Origin of the sequence: Candidatus Protofrankia datiscae, assembly GCF_000177615.2 — a bacterium.
In the GTDB taxonomy this organism is placed as follows: Bacteria; Actinomycetota; Actinomycetes; order Frankiales; family Frankiaceae; genus Protofrankia; species Protofrankia coriariae.
In genome coordinates, this window is sequence record NC_015656.1 from 3,578,840 (window position 1) to 3,598,668 (window position 19,829).

The window sequence follows — 19,829 nt, forward strand, 5'->3', positions numbered from 1 at the left end:
AGCAGGGACGAGTGAGCACCACGTCACCAGCCGACCACAACGGGCCGATCAGGGCCGTGGCGGAGCCGGCCTGACATACGGACCCGCCCGGCACCACCGAAAACAACGGCCACCCACCGCGGAACACGATTTTCCGAGAGACGCGGATCACACCCGACGGCAGACCCGACCAGGCATCCGGATACGGTATTGCAGTACGGTACGGTCTCGTTTCGTGAAGGGGGGCACAATGTGCTGTGGACCAACCAGATAGGCCCATATTGTCCGATATCGCCCGCCATTGTCCAATATAGGCCGAAGATTCGACGATCGGGTCAGTGACGAGCATAACCGCTTCTCTCCGCGCACGATCGGCCCGTTATCCGTGACGACGGCCGACGCCCAGCCCACGCTGCCCGCGACCAGCGCCACGGCCGACTCCCGGCCCACAGCCGGCGCACCGTCCGCGACCGGTGGGGCACGACGAGGGCGTCGCGCCCTCGGCACCGCCGGCTACGCGGCCACCCAGACCGTCCTGCTCGGCCTGTTATTCATGGTCTACCGTTTCGGCCGACACATCGTCGACGGCCATCAGGCCGAAGCCCTGTCGCACGGGATCGCGGTCTGGAACATGGAACGGTGTCTGCGCCTGCCTGACGAGGCAGCCGTCCAGCAACTGGTCCTGCACTCCCACTACGCGACGATCCTGATCAACGAGTTCTACTACGCGGTCCACTTCCCCGCGGCCATCGCGCTGCTCGTCTGGGTCTTCGTCCGACACCGCTTCATCTGGCCCAGGGTCCGCAATGTGATCATCATCGCGACAGGCATGGCCCTGGTGATCCACATCCTGTATCCGCTCGCCCCACCGCGCCTGCTGCCCATGGCGATGACGGGTCTGATCGACACCGGCGCGATATTCGGCCCGTCGCCCTACGCCCAGGGCGACGGTTTCGCGAACGAGTACGCGGCCATGCCGAGCCTGCACATCGGCTGGGCCATCATCGAGGCATGGGTCGTGGTCACCGTCCTGCACAGCCGATGGCGTTATCTCGCCATCGCCCAGCCCGTGGCCACCACCGCGGTCGTCGTGGCCACGGCCAACCACTACTGGGTGGACGGCGTCATCGGCGGCCTGCTCGTCCTGCTGGCGGTGCAGGTCACCAGGCTGGCCCTACAGGCCCGGATAGTCGCCGTGATGCGCCCGATGGTGACCCGCCGCTCGGACACCTGCGGATCGCAGTAACCGTCCTGACCGCTCCCGGCCGACCGTCCCGCCCTGCCCTGCCCTGCCCTGTCCCTGCCCACGGGACAGCGGCGGCTGACGGGCAGGGCCCGGACAAGGTTCCAGGAGCCAGAGATCCAGAAGCCGGGGATCCCGGTCGGGCAAAGGCCAGAGCAGCCGGACAAAGGCCAGGTCGCCAGACAAAGGCCGGGCCAAAGGTCCAGGCCATTCGGCCGGTTCATCGGGGCGGGTCTGTGGGAGCTACGGAACGAGAGCGGAGATCTCCACCCGGCGGTTGGCGGCGCGCCCGGCCTCGGTGGCATTCGTCGCCACCGGATGCTCCGAGGCGAACCCGGCGGCCCGCAGATGGTCCGCGGACACGCCCTGGTCGGCCAGGTAGGCGGCGGCGGCCCGCGCCCGTGCCAGGGACAACGTCTCGTTGAGGACACCCGGCCCCCGTGCGTCGGCGTGCCCCGCCAGCAGCACGCTGAGCTCGCTCTCCCGTAGCACCGCCGCGATCCGGTCGAGGTGAACGCGGTCGGCCTCGGTCAGTTCCGAACTGTCCGTCGCGAAGGTGATCCGTCCCGTGGCGACGACGCTGGCGAGACGACCGGCCACCGATTGCGGCGTGGTCGCACCGGCCGCCGGTTGCGGTGCACTCGTGTCGGTCACCGACCGCGGCGTGGTCGCGCCGGCAGCCGGCGCTGTCGCGGCCCCGCCGGCCGCCGGGAGGGCCGGGGTGACCGACCGGACGGTGAGACGGTTGTCGACGGTGGCGGCCGGCAGTGTCCTACGAGCCTCGGCGAGGACGGTCACGCCAAGCCGGGTCGCCTCCCCGGCGTCCGCCACGCTCCCCTCCAGCACCACCGAGGAACCAGCGATCGTCGCCTTGTGCTCGCCGGCGACCGTCGTGAGCGTACGGGCCAGGTCCGCGAGAGCGGTGACCGGCGGCGCGGCCGCAGCGGGGTCGACCGTCACCTTCCCGGTCAGCGTGCCGGTGCTCGCCGCCGCGGCCGCGCCGAGCACCTGCTCACGGGCGACCCGGTCGGGCACGGTAGCGGTGACGGTGAGCGAGTCACCGTCGACCGCGATCACAAAGGGCCTGGCGGCGGCGAGGAGCAGCGCCGGCGCGATGTGGATGTCACTGCCCAACGAGGCCGTCCGCGCCCCGGACACCCCCGCCACCGCCTGACGGGCCGCCTCGGCGTCCGTGAGGCTGGGGAACGTGCCGTGCACGGTGGCGTCCCGGCCGTCGAAGCTCACCTGCGCACCGTCCTGGCCATGCGAACGCACCGCCAGGACGGCCCGGTCGGCAAGCTCGTCCTCGATGGGCTCACGCCGCAGCCCGAACGCCAGCAACGCCAACAACAGCCAGGCGACGACGAGGGACACGGAGAACACAACCGGACGGGGCCGCTTCAGCGCGACGATCTGGGCCAAGGACATCGACTGCTCTCCGCATGGACTCTGGCTGGACGGCTTTGCTGGCTGGGGACTGCTGACCGGGAACTGCCGGCCGGAACATCAGGGGACATCGTGGCCGGTGGCATCAGGGCCGTGGACATTGCATCACGGCCGGGGGCATCGTGATCAGAAACATCGTGGTGATTGGGAACATCATGGCCGGGGGCATCGTGACCGAAGCCGTCTTCGGGACGCGCCAACGCCAGCGCCAGCGGAGGAACGACCCAACTGCAGTCGACGGGAGCATGCGGAACAGCTCACCACTGGTCAACTCTCGCACACCGACACACCTGTGATCCGTACCGGGTCGCCGCCTATCCCCGGGGTGGCCACACCAGCGCCGGGCGTACGGGAACACCGGCACGGACGATCGCGGCCGGCTGGGGCAGGTGCGGCTGCTGCCGGGGACACCGGTCAGCCGCCCCGCCAGCCGGCTCGTCGGCCTGCTCCTCCTGCTGCTCCTGCTGTTCGGCCTGCGCCACCTGCGCCGCCTGCTCTTCCTGGCCGTCGCCCCGGTCGGCCGGACCGCCAGCGGGCTGATCGCCGTGGCCGGTCGGACGTCCGGAGGACCGCCGCTGCCCGTGCGCGAGCCGCATCACGACGGCAGCCGCCACGGCCCCGAGACCGAGCGCGAACCAGCCTCCCAGCACGTCCAGCACGTAGTGGTTGGCGGTGGCCATCACCACGAAGATGGTCGCGCCCGGGTAGAGGACACCGAGCACCCTGGTCACGCGGTGCCGGGCCAGCCGAGCGATGTTCCAGCCGCACCACAGCGCCCAGGCGCAGTGCAGGGACGGCATGGCGGCGAACTGGTTGGTGATGCCGGCGAGCCCCTTGGGCGCGGCGCTGGAGTCACCGGCCCACCAACCCCAGTTGTGGAACGACGCCATCGTGTCGATGAAACCGGCGCTGGGAAGCAGGCGCGGCGGCGCCGTGGGAACCAGGAAGAAGCCGGTAAGACTGATCACGGTGGTGCACACGATCGTCCACCGGGCCGCCAGGTAACTGCGGGCTCGTTTGCGGTAGAGCCAGACGAGGACGGCCGGCGTGACGATGAAGTGGAGCGTCGCGTAGTAGTAGCAGCACGCCACGGCAAGGGCGGGGACACCCTGCAGCCAGTGGTTGAGCCCGAGCTCGATGTCGAGGTGCAGGTCGGCCTGGATACGCATGATGTCCCAGCCGACGGCGAGCGCGTTGTGGACGGAACCGCCCGCCACGGACCGGGTTGCGGTGTAGGTGTAGTAGAAGACAACGATCATGGCCACTTCGACCCACACCACCGGCAGACCGTCCGACCTGCGGCGTATATGGACCATCCGTGCCCTCCGGTTCCGATCCGGCCCACCGAGTGGTCCGGCCGTCACGTCCGGGCGCATCTCGGGCGACCGCCCTCGACTTCAGCCATCCCCTCGACGTCGACCGTCACCGTGTGTGCCGGTCTCCGTCACCGACGCCGGTCGCCCGTGACGGCCGGCCAACGACCCGTACCGGACGGCCTACCAGGACGGCATCCGCCCCGACGCCCCACAGCCCCTCGGCCGACGACGTCGAACCCTTCCCCGTTACCCGCCCACCACCCGATCCGACTATCCGATCCGACTACCCGATCTCGGTTACCCGATCTCGGCCCGCCTCCTGACCGAGGCTACATCCTTCTGCCGACAAGAAGACTGCGTTACCCCACCCACCTGGCACAACCAGTGACCAGTCGCCAGACGAGCCGCGCGGGCGGCGCGCGAACCACGCGGCCGATCCGTGCGGGGAGACGGAGGTGTGACCTGTCACGTCCGTAGCCACCGCGGGTGACATTTTCCCGCGACGGGCAGGACAGGATCGACGCCATGGGAACAGATCTTGCGATGACCCTGGGCACCCGGGAGACCGCTAACCTGGAGTTCAAGCGGGAGGGCAGGGATCACAACGCCATCCGTGAGGCGATCTGCGCCCTGGCCAACGATCTTCCGGGGATGGGTGGCGGGCATCTGATCATTGGCGTCGACAAGTCCGGTAAACCGGTCAGGGAGATCGATACCTCGGATCAGGCGCTGCTCGGGCTCACCAGCATCCAGGACGAGGGAAGAATCCTCGACCGGCCTTTCTCGGATGTCATCATGCAGCCGACGATGCGCCTGGAGCGCCCTGTCAAGGCGTATCAGCGGTGACTTGACCGTATTCCTCAGGTCTTCGCGTCGGACGTGCTGGATGAACCGCCGGCAAACATAAATCTAAAATCATATGAAATTGCAACGCTACGCAACTACCAGAGCCTGATGCCGCTCTCGCATGACGCCCGCAAACCTATGTTCGATCTGCGGGCCGCGGACGGCGTGCTCGGCAGTACGCAGACGCTCGTCAGCCGATGCCACCGTGACTTCCGATCGCTCGCCGAAGAACTTCTGCAGCGGCTGGAGTCGGTGCCGCTGGAGGCCTGAGCCCGATACCCTGAGCCCGATACCTGGCGCACCTGGGGAGCAGCATGCTCCCACCGGTTTCCGCCGGCCCTCCCAGCATGCTCGACCTGTTTGGGACCCACCAGGGCGGACCACACTCCAAGCGGCCGGATCGTCTCACGGATTCGGCGCCGACGGTCCTCCGATAGCGAGTTCCAATCCTGCGATCGGCGGTTCCCGTACACCTTTCGTGTCCGGTCGCGGCAGCTTACGATTCGAGGAGGCCCGACTCAAGAAACCTCAGGTCCAGCACCCAGGAGGGGCGGTCGAGAATGGTCGGCGTACGGCCCGCGACCCATGTTCCCGAGTCCGATTTCGAGACCGTCGGATCCACTCCTCGCAAGAAGACGATCAGTAGTCCTTATCTGCACCGCCTGCAGCGCCGCCATTTTCTGCTGTTCGACGTCCTGCCGATTGCCGGTACCGCCGCCGCCCTCGCGTTTCTCACGGTGCACCCGATCGGTGTCACCGAACTCGCCCTGCTCTTTTCCATGTGGGTCGTGACCGGCTTGGGCGTCACCGTCGGTTATCACCGGCTGTTCACGCATCGCACCTTCAAGGCCGCGCCGTCCGTCGTGGCCGTGCTCGCGGTCCTCGGCTCGATGGCCGGCCAGGGCGGTGTGGTGTCCTGGGTCGCCCTGCACCGGCGACACCACGAGTGCAGTGACCGTGAGGGAGACCCGCACTCCCCGAATCTCGCCGGCGGTGGTCTGAAAGGCCGGCTACGCGGCCTGGCCCACTCCCATTTCCTGTGGATGCGTCGTCACGAGTACCCGAACGTCGTCCACTACGCGCCTGATCTGATCAGGAATCGTGCGCTGGTCCGGGTCGCCCGCCTCTACTACTACTGGGTCGCGCTCGGGCTCGCGCTCCCCGCGCTCGTCGGCGGCCTCGTCTACCAGAGCTGGGCCGGGGCGGTCAGCGGCCTCTTCTGGGGCGGCCTGGTGCGGATGTTCGTCCTGGAACACATCATCTGGGCGATCAACTCCTTCCTGCACATGTTCGGCACCCACCCGTACGAGTCCAGGGAGAACAGCAGGAACGGCGGGATCTTTGCCCTGCTGACCTTTGGCGAGTCGTGGCACAACAACCATCATGCCTTTCCCGACTCGTCTTCTTTCGGGCTGAGCTGGTACCGTCTCGACCCGGGCTACTGGCTCATAAAAATTCTTGCTCTCGGTGGTCTCGCATGGGACGTCAAGCGCCCGTCCGAAGAGCGGATGAAAGCAAGCCGTATATCCAGGAACGGCAAGCCCGCCCCCAGTACCACGGCATAAGGAGCGAGCACGTTGAAGCCGAGCAAGGAAGCGATTGCCGACTGGTGCCAGCAGTATGTCGCGCATCTCCTCGAGGTACCGGTGGACGCGGTGGACCCGGACGCGGACTTCGACCGACTGGGTGTCGACTCCGCCCTCGCTGTCTCCCTGCTGATCGAGGTCGAGGAACGCTACGGCGTCGATCTGGCTCCCGAGGCGCTGTTCGAGAACCCGAGCATCAACGCGGTCGCCGGGTATCTGTATGAGCAGAGCCAACAGCGCGTGGCGTAGTCATGACCATACCAGTCGAATCAGTCGACATCGGCCGGACGACCGGGGCGGCGGCTGCCATCCGCCACCACTACGACGTCGGAAACGCGTTCTACAGCCTCTGGCTGGACCACTCGCTGACCTATTCGTGCGCGCTTCGGGATGGCTCGGACGACACCCTCGAAAGCGCGCAGGAAAGGAAGCTGCGGTTTCACCTGGACGCGGTGCGGGCCGACCGGGCCCGCACCGCGCTGGACATCGGCTGCGGCTGGGGCACGGTCCTGCGGCGGCTGGCGGAGGAACACCGGGTTCAGCACTCCGTCGGTCTCACCCTCAGCGAGGAGCAGGCGTCCTTCGTCCGCTCCCAGGGATATCCGGGTGTGGAGGTACGTACGGAGAACTGGCTGCACTACGAGCCGGACGCCGCTTTCGACGGAATCGTATCCATCGGTGCGTTCGAGCACTTTGCCCGGCCCACCGACTCGCCAACCGAGAAGATCAGTCTGTACCGGGAGTTCTTCACCCGCTGCCACGGCTGGCTGAACCGGGACGGTGTGCTGTCGCTGCAGACGATCGCATACGCGAACATGTCCCGCGCGGACGCGAACAGGTTCATCCAGCAGGAGATATTTCCCGACGCTGATCTACCGACACTCGCGGAGATCACGGCCGCCGCCGAGGGAGTCTTCGAGATACGGTCGGTGAGCAACGGGCGGCTCGACTACGCCTGGACGTGCGAGGAGTGGGCCCGCCGGCTGCGCCTGCGCCGTGACGAAGCCGTCCGGCTCGTCGGGCCGGAGGTGGTCGCCCGGTACGAGCGCTATCTGAAGCTGTCCGCCCTCGGCTTCCGAATGGGCAAGATCTGCCTGTTCAGAATTGTTCTTCATCCCTTCCGGAGCGGATACTTCGACAGCCGTGGGGTGCGGGCGGAATGACGGTGGAGACCCCCTGCGCGGCGGTTGCCGCCACCATCGGTCCGACGCCGGCGGCAGTCCGGTTCAACCCCTTCAGCGCCGAGTTCCGGAGCTCCCCCTACCCGCTCTATCAGCAGCTTCGCGACACCCGGCCGGTCCACCGGGCGCTGGGCATGTGGGTGCTCACGCGGCACACCGACGTGCGCGGCGTCCTGCACGACCGTACCTTCAGCGCCGGGCTCATACCTGAACTGATCAGCCGGCAGGCGAGCCGGCTGTCGCAGGACAACGTGGCGCGAATCGAGCGGCTGGGCAGAAAGTCGCTCGTCTTCACCGACAACCCGGACCACGCCCGGCTGCGCGGACTGGTGAACCGAGTGTTCACGGCACCGGAAATAGCCAGACTCCGTCCCCGTGTCTCGCGGGCTGTCGAGCACCTGATACAGCGGGCCTGGGACGACGGTGGCATGGACGCCATCGCCGACTTCGCCGCGCCGCTGCCGGTCACGGTCATGTGCGACTGGATGCTGCTCCCGGACAGCCTGCGTGCACACGTCGGCCAGTGGACGCACGACATCCGCTTCCTGCTCGAGCCGGGGCTTATGAAGGCCACGGACTTCACCCGGGTGTGTGATGTCGTCGAAATGTTCGCGCAGGCCCTGGACGACGTTATTGCCGAACGCCGGTCCCGGCCGAGTGACGACCTGATAAGCCAGTTGCTCGCCGCGCGGACCGCCGGTGGCGACAGGCTCAGCGACGAAGAACTCGTCTTCGTGTGCATCATGTGCTTTGTCGCCGGCAACGAGACCACGAAATCCCTGATAGGGAACGGTCTGCTCGCGCTGCTCCAGCATCCGGCGCAGGACGCTCTCCTGCGCCGCCGGCCGGAGCTTGCGCCGGGAGCCGTCGAGGAGGCGTTGCGCTACGACAGCCCGCTGCAGATGACCAAACGTCTCGCGACGCGTGAGGTCGACATCGGCGGGAAACGGGTGCGGGAAGGCGATCAGATTCTCCTGTGTCTCGGCGCCGCGAACCGCGATCCCGCGGTGTTCGCCCGGCCGGACGAGTTCGACATCACCCGTGACGCGAAGGGGCATCTCGCCTTCGGCCACGGAATGCACGGCTGCCTGGGCGGGCTGCTGGCCCGGCTGCAGGCGGAGGTTGCCTTCGAACACCTGTACCGACGCACCGAACGCCTGGAACCGCTGGCAGAGCAGCTCCAGTGGCAGGAGCACAGTTTCATCGTCCGCGGCCTGACAAGTCTCCGGGTCGCGCCGAGAAGCATCGTCTGAATCGCCGGGACGCCGGGGTGAGCCCGATCGGGATCCGCTCGCGGACAGGGGAAGGAAAATGACGCGGCAGAAAATGTTGCTTCCGGATGTCCTGCGCGGCCGCGCCGCCCTCGAGCCGACCGGCAGAGCGTATGTCTTTCTGGACGAGTACGAGAAAGAAAAAGAAGTTCTGACGTATGGCGAGCTGCATGCGCGAGCGCTCGCCGTGGCCGGCTGGCTGAGCCGGCGCTGCGGTGCCGGCGACCGGGCACTGCTGGTTTTCCCACCAGGCCTGGATTTCATCGTCGCATATTTCGGGTGTCTCTATGCGCAGGTCGTCGCGGTACCCGTCAACCCGCCGCGCAAGCAGCAGGTGCAGGACACGACGCTGCGCATCGTGCGGGACTGCGAGCCTTCCGCGGTACTCACCGCCAACGCCATGATCGAGAGCACCCGATCCGCGCTGGAGCCGGTCCACACGGTCCCGCACTGGCTTCCGGTCGACCGGATCACCGACATGGCGGAGACGGGTTTCGACCCGTCGCCCTGCTCGGCGGACTCCATCGCCTTCCTGCAGTACACGTCGGGTTCCACATCCGACCCGAAGGGGGTCGTGGTCTCCCACGGAAACCTTGCCGCGAACCAGGAGATGATACGTCAGGCATTCGGCCATGACCGGAACTCGACGTTCGTCGGCTGGGCGCCGCTCTTCCACGACCAAGGGCTGATCGGAAACGTCCTGCAGCCCCTCTGGATCGGGGCGACCAGCATCCTCATGTCGCCGATGGCGTTCATCCGGTGGCCACTTCTGTGGCTGTCGGCTATTTCTCGGTACCGTGCCCACACCAGCGGCGGGCCGAACTTCGCGTTCGACGCCTGCGTCACGCGGGCCGCCAGGGGAGACATCCCGGAGCTTGACCTGAGCTGCTGGAAGGTCGCGTTCAACGGCGCCGAACCCATTCGGCCCGAAACACTGCGGCGGTTCGCCGAGACCTTCGCGTCCTACGGATTCAGCGAGAAGACGCTCTACCCGTGCTATGGGCTGGCCGAGGCGACCCTGCTGGTGACCGGCAGCCAGAAGGGCCGCGGCCCGCGCACCATCGAGGCGGACGCCGACGCGCTCGGTGACAGGCGCTATGCCGAGGCGTCCAACGGCCACGCCCGGACCCTCGCGGGCTCCGGGCTCATCCTCCCGGAAGAAACGCTCCGGATCGTGGACCCCGAAACGAAACGCCCGTGCCCGGCGGACCGGGTGGGAGAAATCTGGGTCGCCGGGGAGCATGTGGCGCAGGGCTACTGGCGGTGCCCGCAGGCGACCACCGACACGTTCCGGGCCACCTGTGACGGTGAGCCCGGCCGTACCTACCTGCGTACCGGCGATCTCGGCCTGGTGGTCGACGGCGAGTTGTACGTGGTGGGCAGGCTGAAGGACCTCGTGATCATTCGGGGGCGGAACTACTGCCCGCAGGACATCGAACACACCGTCCAGTCGTCACACGACGCGCTGAGATCCGGCGGATGTGCCGCGTTCTCGGTTCTCGGCCCCGACGGGGAGAAACTCGTCGTCGTGCAGGAAATCAGGGGCGACCAACGGCGGAAGGCGGACGTGCGGGACGTCACCGCGTCGATCCGGGCGGCGGTGGTACGGGAGCACGATCTTTCCCTGGGTGACCTGGTACTGACCCTGCCCGGCCGGCTGCAGAAGACCAGCAGCGGAAAGATCATGCGGGCCGCCGCCAGAAAACGCTATCTGGAGGCCGGCTTCGATACCTGGACGCCGGCGGCACCGTCAGCCGCCTGAAGGACTCGCTCGAAGAACTCGTCGACCAGGGGGAGAACTCCGGACATGGCAGTGCTGGAAGCGACGAACCCCGCCTTCGAACAGTTCGTGCGGGATACCGTCCTGAACATGCCGGCCGCGCGGCACCTGGGTTTCGAGTTCGGCCGGATAGCGCCGGGGGACGTCGAGATCATTCAGCCGTACCGGGAAGAGCTCACGCAGCACGACGGCTTCGTCCAGGGCGGTGTGCTCGGCTCGCTGGCGGACTTCGCCGCCGGCTGCGCCGCCGGCACGTTGCTGCCACCCGGATGGGTGAACATGACCATCGACTACACCGTCAAAATTCTGGCTCCGGCGAAGGGTGAGAAACTTGTCGCGCGTGGTCGGGTCGTCAAGGCAGGCCCTGTCATGACCGTCGCCGCAGCCGACGTCTATTCGGCCGACGGGGCCGAGGAGACACTGTGCGCCACCGCTTTCGTGACCATGCGTAATATCAGGGCGGCCAGATCATGATGACGCGAGAAAGCTCCGAGGAAGCGTTCGTCTTCAACCCGTTCACCGACGGTTTTACCAACGATCCCTATCCCTACTATGCGGAACTGCGTGACGCCGCGCCCGCCCACGAGCACCCGCTCGGGTTCTGGATCCTGTCCAGGTACGAGGACGTGTCGAAACTGCAGAGATCAGGGCACTCCGTCGACGAGCGGTATCTGACACGCCTGCCGCGGTGGAAGAGCGACTCCAGGACGCTCGGCAAGGAGAACCGGCTGATGCGCGGGCTGGCCGTTCTGGACCAGGACCCACCGAACCACACGAGACTGCGCGGCCTTGTCTCCAAAGCCTTCACCCGGCGTGCCGTCGACGCGCTGGAACCGCGGATCGCGACGCTCGTCGACAGGGCGCTGGACCGGATCGCCGAGGCGGGCCGCGCGGACCTTGTCGCCGAACTCGCCTTCCCGCTCCCCTTCACAGTGATCTCGGAGATGCTGGGTATTCCGGTGGTGGAGCACACCCGTATCCGCGCGCTCACCGGAACGCTGGTGCGCGCGCTCGAGCCGCTCGCCGACCCGGGCCTGCAGGCCGAGATCCGGGCGGCCAACCACGAGCTGATGGGAATCGTTCGCGAACTGACCGACTGGAAACGGGACAACCCCGGCGACGACCTGATCAGCGCGCTTCTCGCCGCCGAGCACGACGGCGACGTGCTCGGCGGGGACGAACTGGTCGCCCAGGTCATGTTTCTCTACATCGCGGGCCACGAAAGCACGGTGAACCTGCTCGCGGGCGGAATTCTCGCGCTCCTTCGCCACCCCGGCCAGTTACGGCTGCTGCGGGAGGATCCCGGGCTCGTAGCCAACGCCGTGGAGGAGATCCTCCGCTACGACACCCCGGTACACCTGATGCGGCGGATAACCATCGAGTCTCTTCCCGCGCACGGCGAGGAAATCCCGGCTGGAGCGTGGGTGGTGGCCTGCCTGGCCGCGGCCAACCGGGATCCGCGGTTCTGGGGGGCGGACGCCGACGAGCTCCGGCTGGACCGGCCGAACGCGCACCAGAACGTCTCGTTCGGCGCCGGTATACACCACTGCCTCGGCGCGGCGCTGGCCCGGCTGGAGGCCCGGGTCACCTTCACCCGGTTCGCCCGGCGTTTCCCCTCGCCTGCCGTCGAGGAGGTCCGGTGGAATGGTCGGATCAACGTCCGTGGCCCCGCGAAATTGTTGATATCCGTGCGGTAGCGAGTACCCCGACGTTCGCGGTCAGGGCCGGTCGGCCGTGGCGAGGAACTTCGCCAGCAGGCTGGTGATCGTCGCAGGCTGTTCCAGGCTGCTGCTGTGCCCGCAGTCCGCGACGATCCGCAACTGGGCCCCTGGAATACGAGCGGCGATACGCTCCGACTTCTCCACCGGGGTGGCCCTGTCGTCGGCGCCGACGGCAACAAGGGTGGGCACCGTGATTCCGGTGATCTCCCGCTCCACCGGCGCGCGGTCGACCACCCCCAGCACCGCCTTACGGATGGCGGCACCCTTGTTGCGGTTGAGCCGGCTGACCCACTCGTCAATCGTGGCCGCGCTGGCGGTGTCGGCGAGGAAGGCGGGGCCGAACATGTGCGAGCTGACCTTGCCCAGAATCGGTCTGATGCCGAACAGACGCAGCAACAACGCCAACTGTTTGTACTCGCGGACTTTGCTCTGCTCCTCAGCCCCGGCGCTGGTGTCCAGCAACGTCAGTGAACGCAGCAGCTCACCATGGCGGGCCGCGATGCGCTGCCCGACGAAACCACCCATGGACAGCCCCACCCAGTGCACCGGAGCGACGTCGAGCTCCCGGATCAGCGCGACCGCGTCGCCGGTGAGGGTGTCCATGTCATAGCCGCCGGCGGCCGCCGGAGTGTCACCCTGGCCGCGCCAGTCGACCGCCACACAACGGTAGCGCTCACGCAGGACCGTAATCTGTGAGCGAAACATCCAGCCACCGAACAACAGGCCATGCCCGAAAACAATGGTCGGCGCGTCCGGCAACCCCGCCGGCGCCCCGGTGCCACTGTAGGAAATCGTCACACCACTGACATCGATGGTAGGCACGCGCTTCCCTCGCCTCCGCCGGCGACCAACAGCAGCCGAACAGCAGCGTAATGGACACGCCCGCCATACAATGAAAGCAGGTGATGACCAACAGGCCAACCAGAGCCGAACATACGGCCTGGCACCTCACCGGCTCACAGCTTTCAGGACGGCCGAAAAGGATCCCGCGCCGCGGAAGAAGTACCCGAACTTCCGAACCGAATGCACTCCTCCGTATTCGCTCTTCCACAACCGCGACGTGTCGGAGGATCTCTTCTACGCGGCGGAGCCGGGGTGACGGCGGACATCGAGGTCGGCGTCGAGGGTGTCGGCGGCCGTCCCAGCCACAGCAGGGCCGGCACGGCCCCACCCGGTACGCCTCCCACGCGCCCCACTCTCCCATCCACCGGGAACCCCGGAGGATCTTGATAGCTGTTCGTGGCAGCGCCGGCGCGCGGTCCGGTGCCGTCGTCCGCTGCTCGCCGCTGCGCACCCGGCTGCTCGGCCGGGGGGTGACGGCGGCACTGCCGCAGGCGGTGCACGGCCTGGGCGGGGTCGGGAAGACCCAGTTGGCGGTGGAGTACGCCTACCGGCACGCCCGCGGCTACGACCCGGTGTGACAGATTCCGGCGGAGGTGTCGCCGAAGCACAGACCATGTTCGACGACGCGCTCACCCGACGCCGCCGCGTCCTCGGCGAGCGCCATCCATACACGATCAACATCCGCCAGGCGCTCACCGATCCAGACGCGCGCGACCCGGGCACCACGATCCGGACCGACACAGCCGAACCGACACAGCCGAACCGCAATGGCCAGCCCGCTCACGGCCCCGCTCAGGAGCATGAGGAAAGCGTGGCGTAGATCGGCGCCCGCCTCCGTTGCCGCCGGTCGGAGCCCGGCCGGACGGCTATCGGTGGACGAAAAGTCCAGTTTATTATCTTCATGGTGATCCGCCTGCATCCATCGCCCCAGGTCGGCGGACTTCCGTGGTTCATGGCCGTCCGCCGGCGTTCGTCCACGCCGCCGTCAGCGGTCGCAGCCAGAGCGGATGCCAGACGTCAAGATCGGCTTTACTCCAGTACTTGACTATGCCAGGTACTCGGCACAACCTAGAAGTGTGACGTTCGCCCACGATCCACAACTGCTCAAGGGAGTCCTCTCCCTGCTGCTGCTGCACCTGCTGGCCGAGCGGGAGTCCTACGGGTACGAGGTGGTGCAACGGCTGCAGGCGGTCGGCCTCACCGACGTCATGGAGGGCACCGTCTACCCGGCGCTGGCCCGGCTGGAACGCGAAGGACGGATCACTGCCCGGCTGGTCTCCTCCTCCAGCGGCCCCGCCCGCAAGTACTACCGGCCGACACCAGCCGGCTACGAGGCCCTGACCAGGGGGGCGGAGCTCTGGGCCCGGCACACGGCAATCGTCGACACCGTCCTCGCCCGCCCCCTACCCCCCACGCCGTCAGCGCCGTCAGCGCCGTCAGCGGCGAGATGAGGACATGACATGCCACGCTCCGTCACATGGATTGAGAAGCTGTCAGCCTGGCTTCTGCCACACAGATAGCACTTGCCATAAGCAACCCCTGTTTCGAGGTGTGGCTGCTGTGACATTTTCAGCTGGGCGCCGCAAGCGCCGGGCCATCGGCTCCGTGCTCGGCGCTCCCGCGGACCAGGTACGGGCCACGATCGCGGGGAACTGCTGTCCGCCCAGCTCAGGGGCGGTGGGGCGGATGAGTCGACCGGTACGCCGGGTTCTGTGGGCCGGGGCCGTGAGACGGCTCCGGCTGGCGGTCATCCATCTCGGGCTGCCGTTGCCGACAGCCTCCAGCGGTCCACCCGCAGGCTCGGGCGGGCAGCCCTCGAACGCCTGCGCAGCCCCGGAGCCCGAAAGCTCCGGAACCTTTTGACCTTGCTCCGGGTGGGGTTTACCTAGCCGCCCGGGTCACCCCGGGCGCTGGTGCGCTCTTACCGCACCGTTTCACCCTTACCGGCGTCCGAGGACGCCGGCGGTCTGTTTTCTGTGGCACTGTCCCGCGGGTCACCCCGGGTGGGTGTTACCCACCACCCTGCCCTGTGGAGCCCGGACGTTCCTCGGCGGCTCCGCGTGAGCGGAACCGACGCGACCGCCTGGTCGACTCATCCGTGACCGTCAGCATATGACACCACAGACGCCTCGGCTCACCCCGACGGTCCGCGGCGGGGATACTGCGTGCCAGGACAACATCAGATGCCAGGACGGGCACCGGCCGTCACCGCACCTCTGGCACAGTCAGCAACAGCACCAGTCAGCGGCAGGAGCGACACGGCCACCGGTTGGCAGAACGCACCATCATCCATCTGGAAGAGCACGACACCACCTGGAAGACGAAGGACGGGATCGGCCGTGACAACGCCCGGGGAACCCATCAAGAAGCTTGACGACACCCGTCCTGTTACGCCGTCCACTGGCGTAACAGGATCACCTGGCACAACCGCGCCCGCTCCGCCCGGCCCCGGATCCATTCAGCCGCCCGCCGGGCCCGTTCCCGCCGGGCCCACGCAGCCGCCTGACGGGCCCACGCCGGCCGGCGGGCGTCGCGGCGTCAGCTACGTCGTCTATGCCGTCACCGTCGTCGTCCTGCTGCTGGCGATCGCCGTGATCGTGTTCGTCGTGCGCAACGACCAGCGGGTGAACGTGTGGCTGTTCGGCTCCATCCACAACACCTCGCTCGCGGGCGCGCTCGCCGCGTCGGCGGCGGCCGGCCTGGTGATCGGGCTGCTGATCGGTCTGATCACCCAGGTCAAGGTCCGCAGGGAACTGCGCCAGTACCGCCGCGGCAGGCACCCGGCCCAGCAGTCCCGGACGCCCTGACCTGGCTCGCCCACACGGACACTTCTGGCAGGGCTGTCGGATGTCCGTGCCTGCCAGCAGATGTCCGTGCCTGCCAGCAGACCGCATCCCAGCGTAACCGCAACCTGACACATCGGAAATCAGCCCCGGTAACCAGCCAGAAAGACAGGCGCGGTTACCGCATCCAGCCGGGTTCAGTCGGCCATCTTCGCCGGGCGGAACTCCCCATGGATCTTCCCGCCGCCAGAACCGGTTCCCGATGTGGGCGACCAAACGGGTACGCTCCGCATAAAAGGCTGTTGCTTTCCGCGGAGAAATGAGGCTGTCGGGGTGGTCTCGGCGCGTGTGGAGCGGCGGCGCAGGGCACAGATCGTGCGGTACTGGCGTGCCGTCGAGATGTTCGGCCCCCAGCAGGTCGGCAAGGTCTCGCCCGGCAACCGGATGTACCCGGTCGACGGCGGTCGGCCGCTGCCGTGGGAGCGGAGGCATCCGCTGCGGGCAGTACCCCTGGCCGAGGGAACGGTGTGGCAGCACACGGTGTACTGCGGGATCTACCGCATCGCCGCGGTGCGGGATGTGCTGCTGGAGGTCTTCGGCGAGAACGAAGAGGACCACGATGCCCGCATCGACGGAGACAGTGCGCTACTCGCCTTCCAGGTCACCGACGAAGGGCGGATCATCCATGACTCGATCACCTTCTCCGCGTGTGCCTGGGCAGTCGGACGAGCGCGTAGTCCGGGGCCGAGAAAGGACGGATGGCTCGACGGCTTCGACGACGAGGCCAAAGCCTGTGAGCAGATCGTCCTCGACGTCGGAGATGGCAGGCTGGAGGTCATGGAACGCGCGGCCGGGCGGCTGAAGCCGTTCGCCGGGCTGTTCTGCGAGATCGCGCTCGGCGCGGCGGGCGGTGCGGTTGCGCCACTGGTCGCGCCGCTCGGCCGCGGGGGCGCTGGTCGGTGCCGCGGAGGCCGGGGCGCAGCATGCGCTGGATGATCATATGGACGGCGCCGCGGGAGACCGGCGTGCGGAAGGCGACGAGCCCCCGAGGCTCGGTGACAAGCCGTTGACGGTGCCGGACCTGTCCGCCGTCACCCGATGGCTGTCAGAACGCTTCGGTGTCACCGCCGATCTGGCGCCCATGGCCATCCGCGTCCAGAGCCGGCAGGTCTCCGTCAAACGTGCCGACAATGCGGCGGGCACGGACTTCCTCAACAGCTTCATCGCGGCCGACCTGGCGCTCGTGGCCGACAGACTGTCCGAATCCGAACCTGGGAAGGCACTGCGCGACTATCTGACGGCGGCCACCGCCATTCCCACCAACCACCGCGTCGACCTACGGCGTAACCCCGACGCCGTGCTCGCCGGTGTGCGACCGGAGCGATTCCCGCTGGGCCGCTGGCCCGCGAAGACGGAACATCCCCTGGTGCTCAGCCAGCAGTTCTCCGTCAACGCCATCCTGGCGTACCTTGCCGACAGCGAAGGCGTCTACGCCGTCAACGGGCCGCCGGGCACCGGCAAGACCACCCAGCTACGTGACCTCATCGCGGCCGTGCTCGTGCTGCGCGCCCAGCGTCTCGCCGAGCTTGCCCGGCCAGCGAATGCCTTCACCGGCCAGACTCATCGGTGGACCACGGCCGACCTGCACCGGTCGGTGTGCGCACCGATCAGCACGCTGACCGGCTTCGAGATCGTCGTCGCATCGGCGAACAACGGCGCCGTGGAGAACGTGTCCAAACAGCTCCCCGAGATGGATGCCGTCGACGAGGCCTGGCGTGGCGAGGCGTCGTACTTCCCCGAGCAGGGTCGACTCATCCTCGACGGCGCCGAGGCCTGGGGCGCGCTCGCCGCCTCGCTGGGCAGGAAAAGCAACCGCCAGGACTTCCGCAACACTTACTGGTTCGGGGCCCTGCGGGAAAGGCGCCAAGCCGTCATCGCCCCCGGCCGGACCCACACCGCCCCGGTGAGACAGCCCTCCGGCCAGGGCATGCGTGACCTGCTGAAGCACCTGACGGCAACCCAGCGGCCAGATGCCAGCGCCTGGCAGGCAGCCGTGAACCGCTTCCGCGAGGCGGAACGCACCGTCCTCGAGCTGCGCGACGAACGGCAGCGGGCCGCGCGGGCGCTGCGCGACCTGAGCGATGCGGAGCAGGCCGCCCGGACCGCTCACGACGCAGCCCGTGACGCTGAGCAACACCACCGTGCGACGCTCGCGCCGCTTGCCCAGGCATACCAGACGCTGGCCACACTGGAACGCGACGTACAACGCTGGGCCGAGCGGCGGACCGAACACCAACACAGCCGACCAGGCTTCGTCCAGGGCCTGTTCACCCTGGGTGGCGCGCAACGCGACTGGCGTGCGGAACACCAGGCCCTCACCGAGGCCCACCGTGCCGCCGAGGCCACCCATGACGAGCAGGCCAGAACGGTCACTGTCCACAAGCAGGCGCAGCTGGCTGCCGACGCCGAGGCAAGGGCCGCCCGGGAGGAAGCCTGGCTTGCGGAACGCCGCCGCGACGCGCTTCGGGAGACGGTGGACGCGGCCCGAGCGGTCTGGGGCCCGCATGTACCCGCCCACGCCCCGGAGGCGAACGGTGCCAGCGGTGAGGATGCTGCCGACCGCGAGCTCGGCTCGCCGTGGTCCGACCCTGAGTTCACCGCCGCCCGCACCCGGCTGTTCCTCGCCGCCATGGACCTGCACCGTGCCTTCATCGAAGGCGCCGCCGACCGGATACGCAAGAATCTCGACGCGGCTATGGACATCCTGTGCGGCAACGCGCCGAAGACCATCCCACCCGGCGCCGTACTCGCAGCCTGGCAGAACCTCTTCCTCGCCGTCCCCGTCGTCTCCACGACCTTCGCCTCCCTCGACCGGATGTTCGCCGATCTCGGGCAGGACGCGCTCGGCTGGCTTCTGGTCGACGAGGCGGGCCAGGCGACGGCGCAGATGCCGGTCGGCGCGCTCTGGCGGGCCAGACGCGCCGTCATCGTGGGCGATCCGCTGCAGTTGGAGCCAGTCGTCACCCTGCCCCACACCGCCCAGCAGGCACTGCGCCGCACCTACGGGGTCGACGAGGAATGGTCGTCGTCACAGGCCTCCGCACAGCGCGTCGCCGACAGGCTGAACCGCTACGGCACCTTCCTGCCCGCGCCGGACGGGTCGGACACCGAGCACGTCTGGGTCGGCTCGCCACTGCGCGTACACCGCCGCTGCGACCAGCCGATGTTCTCCATCAGCAACGACATCGCCTACGGCGGGCTGATGGTGCACGGCGTCAGACGAGGCGAGTACGGCATCGCACGCCGCAGCGTGTGGTGGGACGTACCCGCCGGGACGAGCGCCCAGGGCAAGTGGCACTCCGCCGAGGCGGACGCCGCCAACGTCATCGTCCACCGCCTCGTCGACCAGGGACTGGATCCGGCGGTGGACCTGTTCGTCGTCAGCCCGTTCCGTGACGTCGTCGCCGGGCTGCGGGGCAGCCTGTGCCGGGTGGTGAACCGGGACCATGTCGGTACGGTCCACACCGCGCAGGGCAAGGAAGCCGACGTCGTCCTGATCGTCCTCGGCGCGGGCGGCCCCCACCCGGGCCCGCGATCCTGGGCGGCCAGCAGCCCGAACCTGCTCAACGTCGCCGTCAGCCGAGCGAGAAGACGGCTGTTCGTCATAGGTGACCATGCTGCCTGGAGCACGCACCGCTACTTCGACGCGCTGGCACGTCACCTCGACCGCCTCACCGACGACGAGCAGGCTGCCATGCGCCGCACCGCGCCTGCATCCCTCCCAACACCCTGCCTGTGCGCACGGACACCGTGAACGACCGACGGAAGAGCATA

General features: G+C 68.0%; 18 protein-coding genes, 1 other RNA gene and 1 pseudogene. 16 read left to right on the plus strand and 4 right to left on the minus strand.

The genetic code is table 11. The annotated features are described in order from the left end of the window. Nucleotides 1–364: 364 nt before the first annotated feature. Complete coding sequence (locus FSYMDG_RS14885; protein ID WP_013874232.1) at nt 365–1,225, plus strand: phosphatase PAP2 family protein; 861 nt, start codon at nt 365–367, stop codon at nt 1,223–1,225. 240 nt (nt 1,226–1,465) lie between these two features. Here FSYMDG_RS14885 and FSYMDG_RS14890 read toward each other — a convergent pair whose 3' ends face one another. Both FSYMDG_RS14890 and FSYMDG_RS14900 read right to left on the minus strand, forming a co-directional pair. Then, nucleotides 1,466–2,650, minus strand: coding sequence for an OmpA family protein (locus tag FSYMDG_RS14890; RefSeq protein WP_013874233.1), 1,185 nt, complete (start codon nt 2,648–2,650; stop codon nt 1,466–1,468). A gap of 332 nt (nt 2,651–2,982) precedes the next feature. Next, nucleotides 2,983–3,984 (minus strand): phosphatase PAP2 family protein, encoded by a 1,002-nt coding sequence (locus tag FSYMDG_RS14900; protein WP_013874234.1) that lies wholly within the window; start codon nt 3,982–3,984, stop codon nt 2,983–2,985. Between the two features lie 543 nt (nt 3,985–4,527). Here FSYMDG_RS14900 and FSYMDG_RS25350 point away from each other — a divergent pair. The 9 genes from FSYMDG_RS25350 to FSYMDG_RS14940 all read left to right on the plus strand — a co-directional run bounded on the left by FSYMDG_RS25350 (nt 4,528) and on the right by FSYMDG_RS14940 (nt 12,345). Further along, a complete protein-coding gene (locus tag FSYMDG_RS25350) occupies nt 4,528–4,830 on the plus strand; it encodes an AlbA family DNA-binding domain-containing protein (RefSeq protein WP_043603720.1) in 303 nt (100 codons plus the stop codon). 33 nt (nt 4,831–4,863) lie between these two features. Continuing rightward, on the plus strand, nt 4,864–5,100 hold the full coding sequence (locus FSYMDG_RS26310; protein ID WP_131791066.1) for a hypothetical protein: 237 nt from the start codon (nt 4,864–4,866) through the stop codon (nt 5,098–5,100). Nucleotides 5,101–5,390: 290 nt separating this feature from the next. Beyond that, nucleotides 5,391–6,395, plus strand: coding sequence for an acyl-CoA desaturase (locus FSYMDG_RS14910; protein ID WP_013874235.1), 1,005 nt, complete (start codon nt 5,391–5,393; stop codon nt 6,393–6,395). Nucleotides 6,396–6,407: 12 nt separating this feature from the next. Further along, entirely contained in the window at nt 6,408–6,665 is a 258-nt protein-coding gene (locus FSYMDG_RS14915; protein ID WP_013874236.1) for an acyl carrier protein, read from the plus strand. Nucleotides 6,666–6,667: 2 nt separating this feature from the next. Continuing rightward, the gene (locus FSYMDG_RS14920) at nt 6,668–7,579 is read left to right on the plus strand and encodes an SAM-dependent methyltransferase (RefSeq protein ID WP_013874237.1); all 912 of its coding nucleotides are present in this window, start codon (nt 6,668–6,670) and stop codon (nt 7,577–7,579) included. After that, nucleotides 7,576–8,850 (plus strand): cytochrome P450, encoded by a 1,275-nt coding sequence (locus FSYMDG_RS14925; RefSeq protein ID WP_013874238.1) that lies wholly within the window; start codon nt 7,576–7,578, stop codon nt 8,848–8,850. Before FSYMDG_RS14920 ends, FSYMDG_RS14925 begins: the two co-directional genes overlap by 4 nt. Before the next feature lie 58 nt (nt 8,851–8,908). Beyond that, nucleotides 8,909–10,630, plus strand: a complete 1,722-nt coding sequence (locus FSYMDG_RS14930; RefSeq protein ID WP_013874239.1) for a fatty acyl-AMP ligase — start codon at nt 8,909–8,911, stop codon at nt 10,628–10,630. 45 nt (nt 10,631–10,675) lie between these two features. Then, on the plus strand, nt 10,676–11,122 hold the full coding sequence (locus FSYMDG_RS14935; protein WP_013874240.1) for a PaaI family thioesterase: 447 nt from the start codon (nt 10,676–10,678) through the stop codon (nt 11,120–11,122). Then, nucleotides 11,119–12,345: a cytochrome P450 gene (locus FSYMDG_RS14940; protein ID WP_013874241.1), complete on the plus strand. Its 1,227-nt coding sequence runs from the start codon at nt 11,119–11,121 to the stop codon at nt 12,343–12,345. The genes FSYMDG_RS14935 and FSYMDG_RS14940 overlap by 4 nt, the downstream gene beginning before the upstream one ends. Before the next feature lie 21 nt (nt 12,346–12,366). On the opposite strand, the gene FSYMDG_RS14945 is transcribed toward FSYMDG_RS14940, so the two are convergent. After that, nucleotides 12,367–13,191 (minus strand): alpha/beta fold hydrolase, encoded by an 825-nt coding sequence (locus FSYMDG_RS14945; protein ID WP_013874242.1) that lies wholly within the window; start codon nt 13,189–13,191, stop codon nt 12,367–12,369. Nucleotides 13,192–13,595: 404 nt separating this feature from the next. Here FSYMDG_RS14945 and FSYMDG_RS14950 point away from each other — a divergent pair. The 3 genes and pseudogenes from FSYMDG_RS14950 to FSYMDG_RS14960 all read left to right on the plus strand — a co-directional run. Beyond that, a pseudogene (locus tag FSYMDG_RS14950) lies at nt 13,596–13,787 on the plus strand (hypothetical protein); the annotation flags it as partial. Continuing rightward, nucleotides 13,787–14,032 (plus strand): tetratricopeptide repeat protein, encoded by a 246-nt coding sequence (locus tag FSYMDG_RS14955; protein WP_013874243.1) that lies wholly within the window; start codon nt 13,787–13,789, stop codon nt 14,030–14,032. The pseudogene FSYMDG_RS14950 and the gene FSYMDG_RS14955, both read left to right, overlap by 1 nt. Nucleotides 14,033–14,219: 187 nt before the next feature. After that, nucleotides 14,220–14,663 carry a PadR family transcriptional regulator gene (locus tag FSYMDG_RS14960; RefSeq protein ID WP_013874244.1) on the plus strand — a complete coding sequence of 148 codons (444 nt, stop codon included), beginning with the start codon at nt 14,220–14,222 and terminating at the stop codon, nt 14,661–14,663. Between the two features lie 232 nt (nt 14,664–14,895). On the opposite strand, the gene rnpB is transcribed toward FSYMDG_RS14960, so the two are convergent. Then, nucleotides 14,896–15,307: RNase P RNA component class A (rnpB, locus tag FSYMDG_RS23625), an RNA gene on the minus strand. A gap of 244 nt (nt 15,308–15,551) precedes the next feature. On the opposite strand from rnpB, the gene FSYMDG_RS14965 reads away from it, so the two are divergent. The 3 genes from FSYMDG_RS14965 to FSYMDG_RS14970 all read left to right on the plus strand — a co-directional run bounded on the left by FSYMDG_RS14965 (nt 15,552) and on the right by FSYMDG_RS14970 (nt 19,809). Continuing rightward, entirely contained in the window at nt 15,552–16,019 is a 468-nt protein-coding gene (locus FSYMDG_RS14965; protein ID WP_013874245.1) for a lipopolysaccharide assembly protein LapA domain-containing protein, read from the plus strand. A 309-nt stretch (nt 16,020–16,328) separates the two neighbouring features. Continuing rightward, nucleotides 16,329–16,991 carry a hypothetical protein gene (locus tag FSYMDG_RS23285; protein WP_050803548.1) on the plus strand — a complete coding sequence of 221 codons (663 nt, stop codon included), beginning with the start codon at nt 16,329–16,331 and terminating at the stop codon, nt 16,989–16,991. 4 nt (nt 16,992–16,995) lie between these two features. Next, entirely contained in the window at nt 16,996–19,809 is a 2,814-nt protein-coding gene (locus FSYMDG_RS14970; protein WP_131774019.1) for a DEAD/DEAH box helicase, read from the plus strand. Nucleotides 19,810–19,829 lie beyond the last annotated feature (20 nt).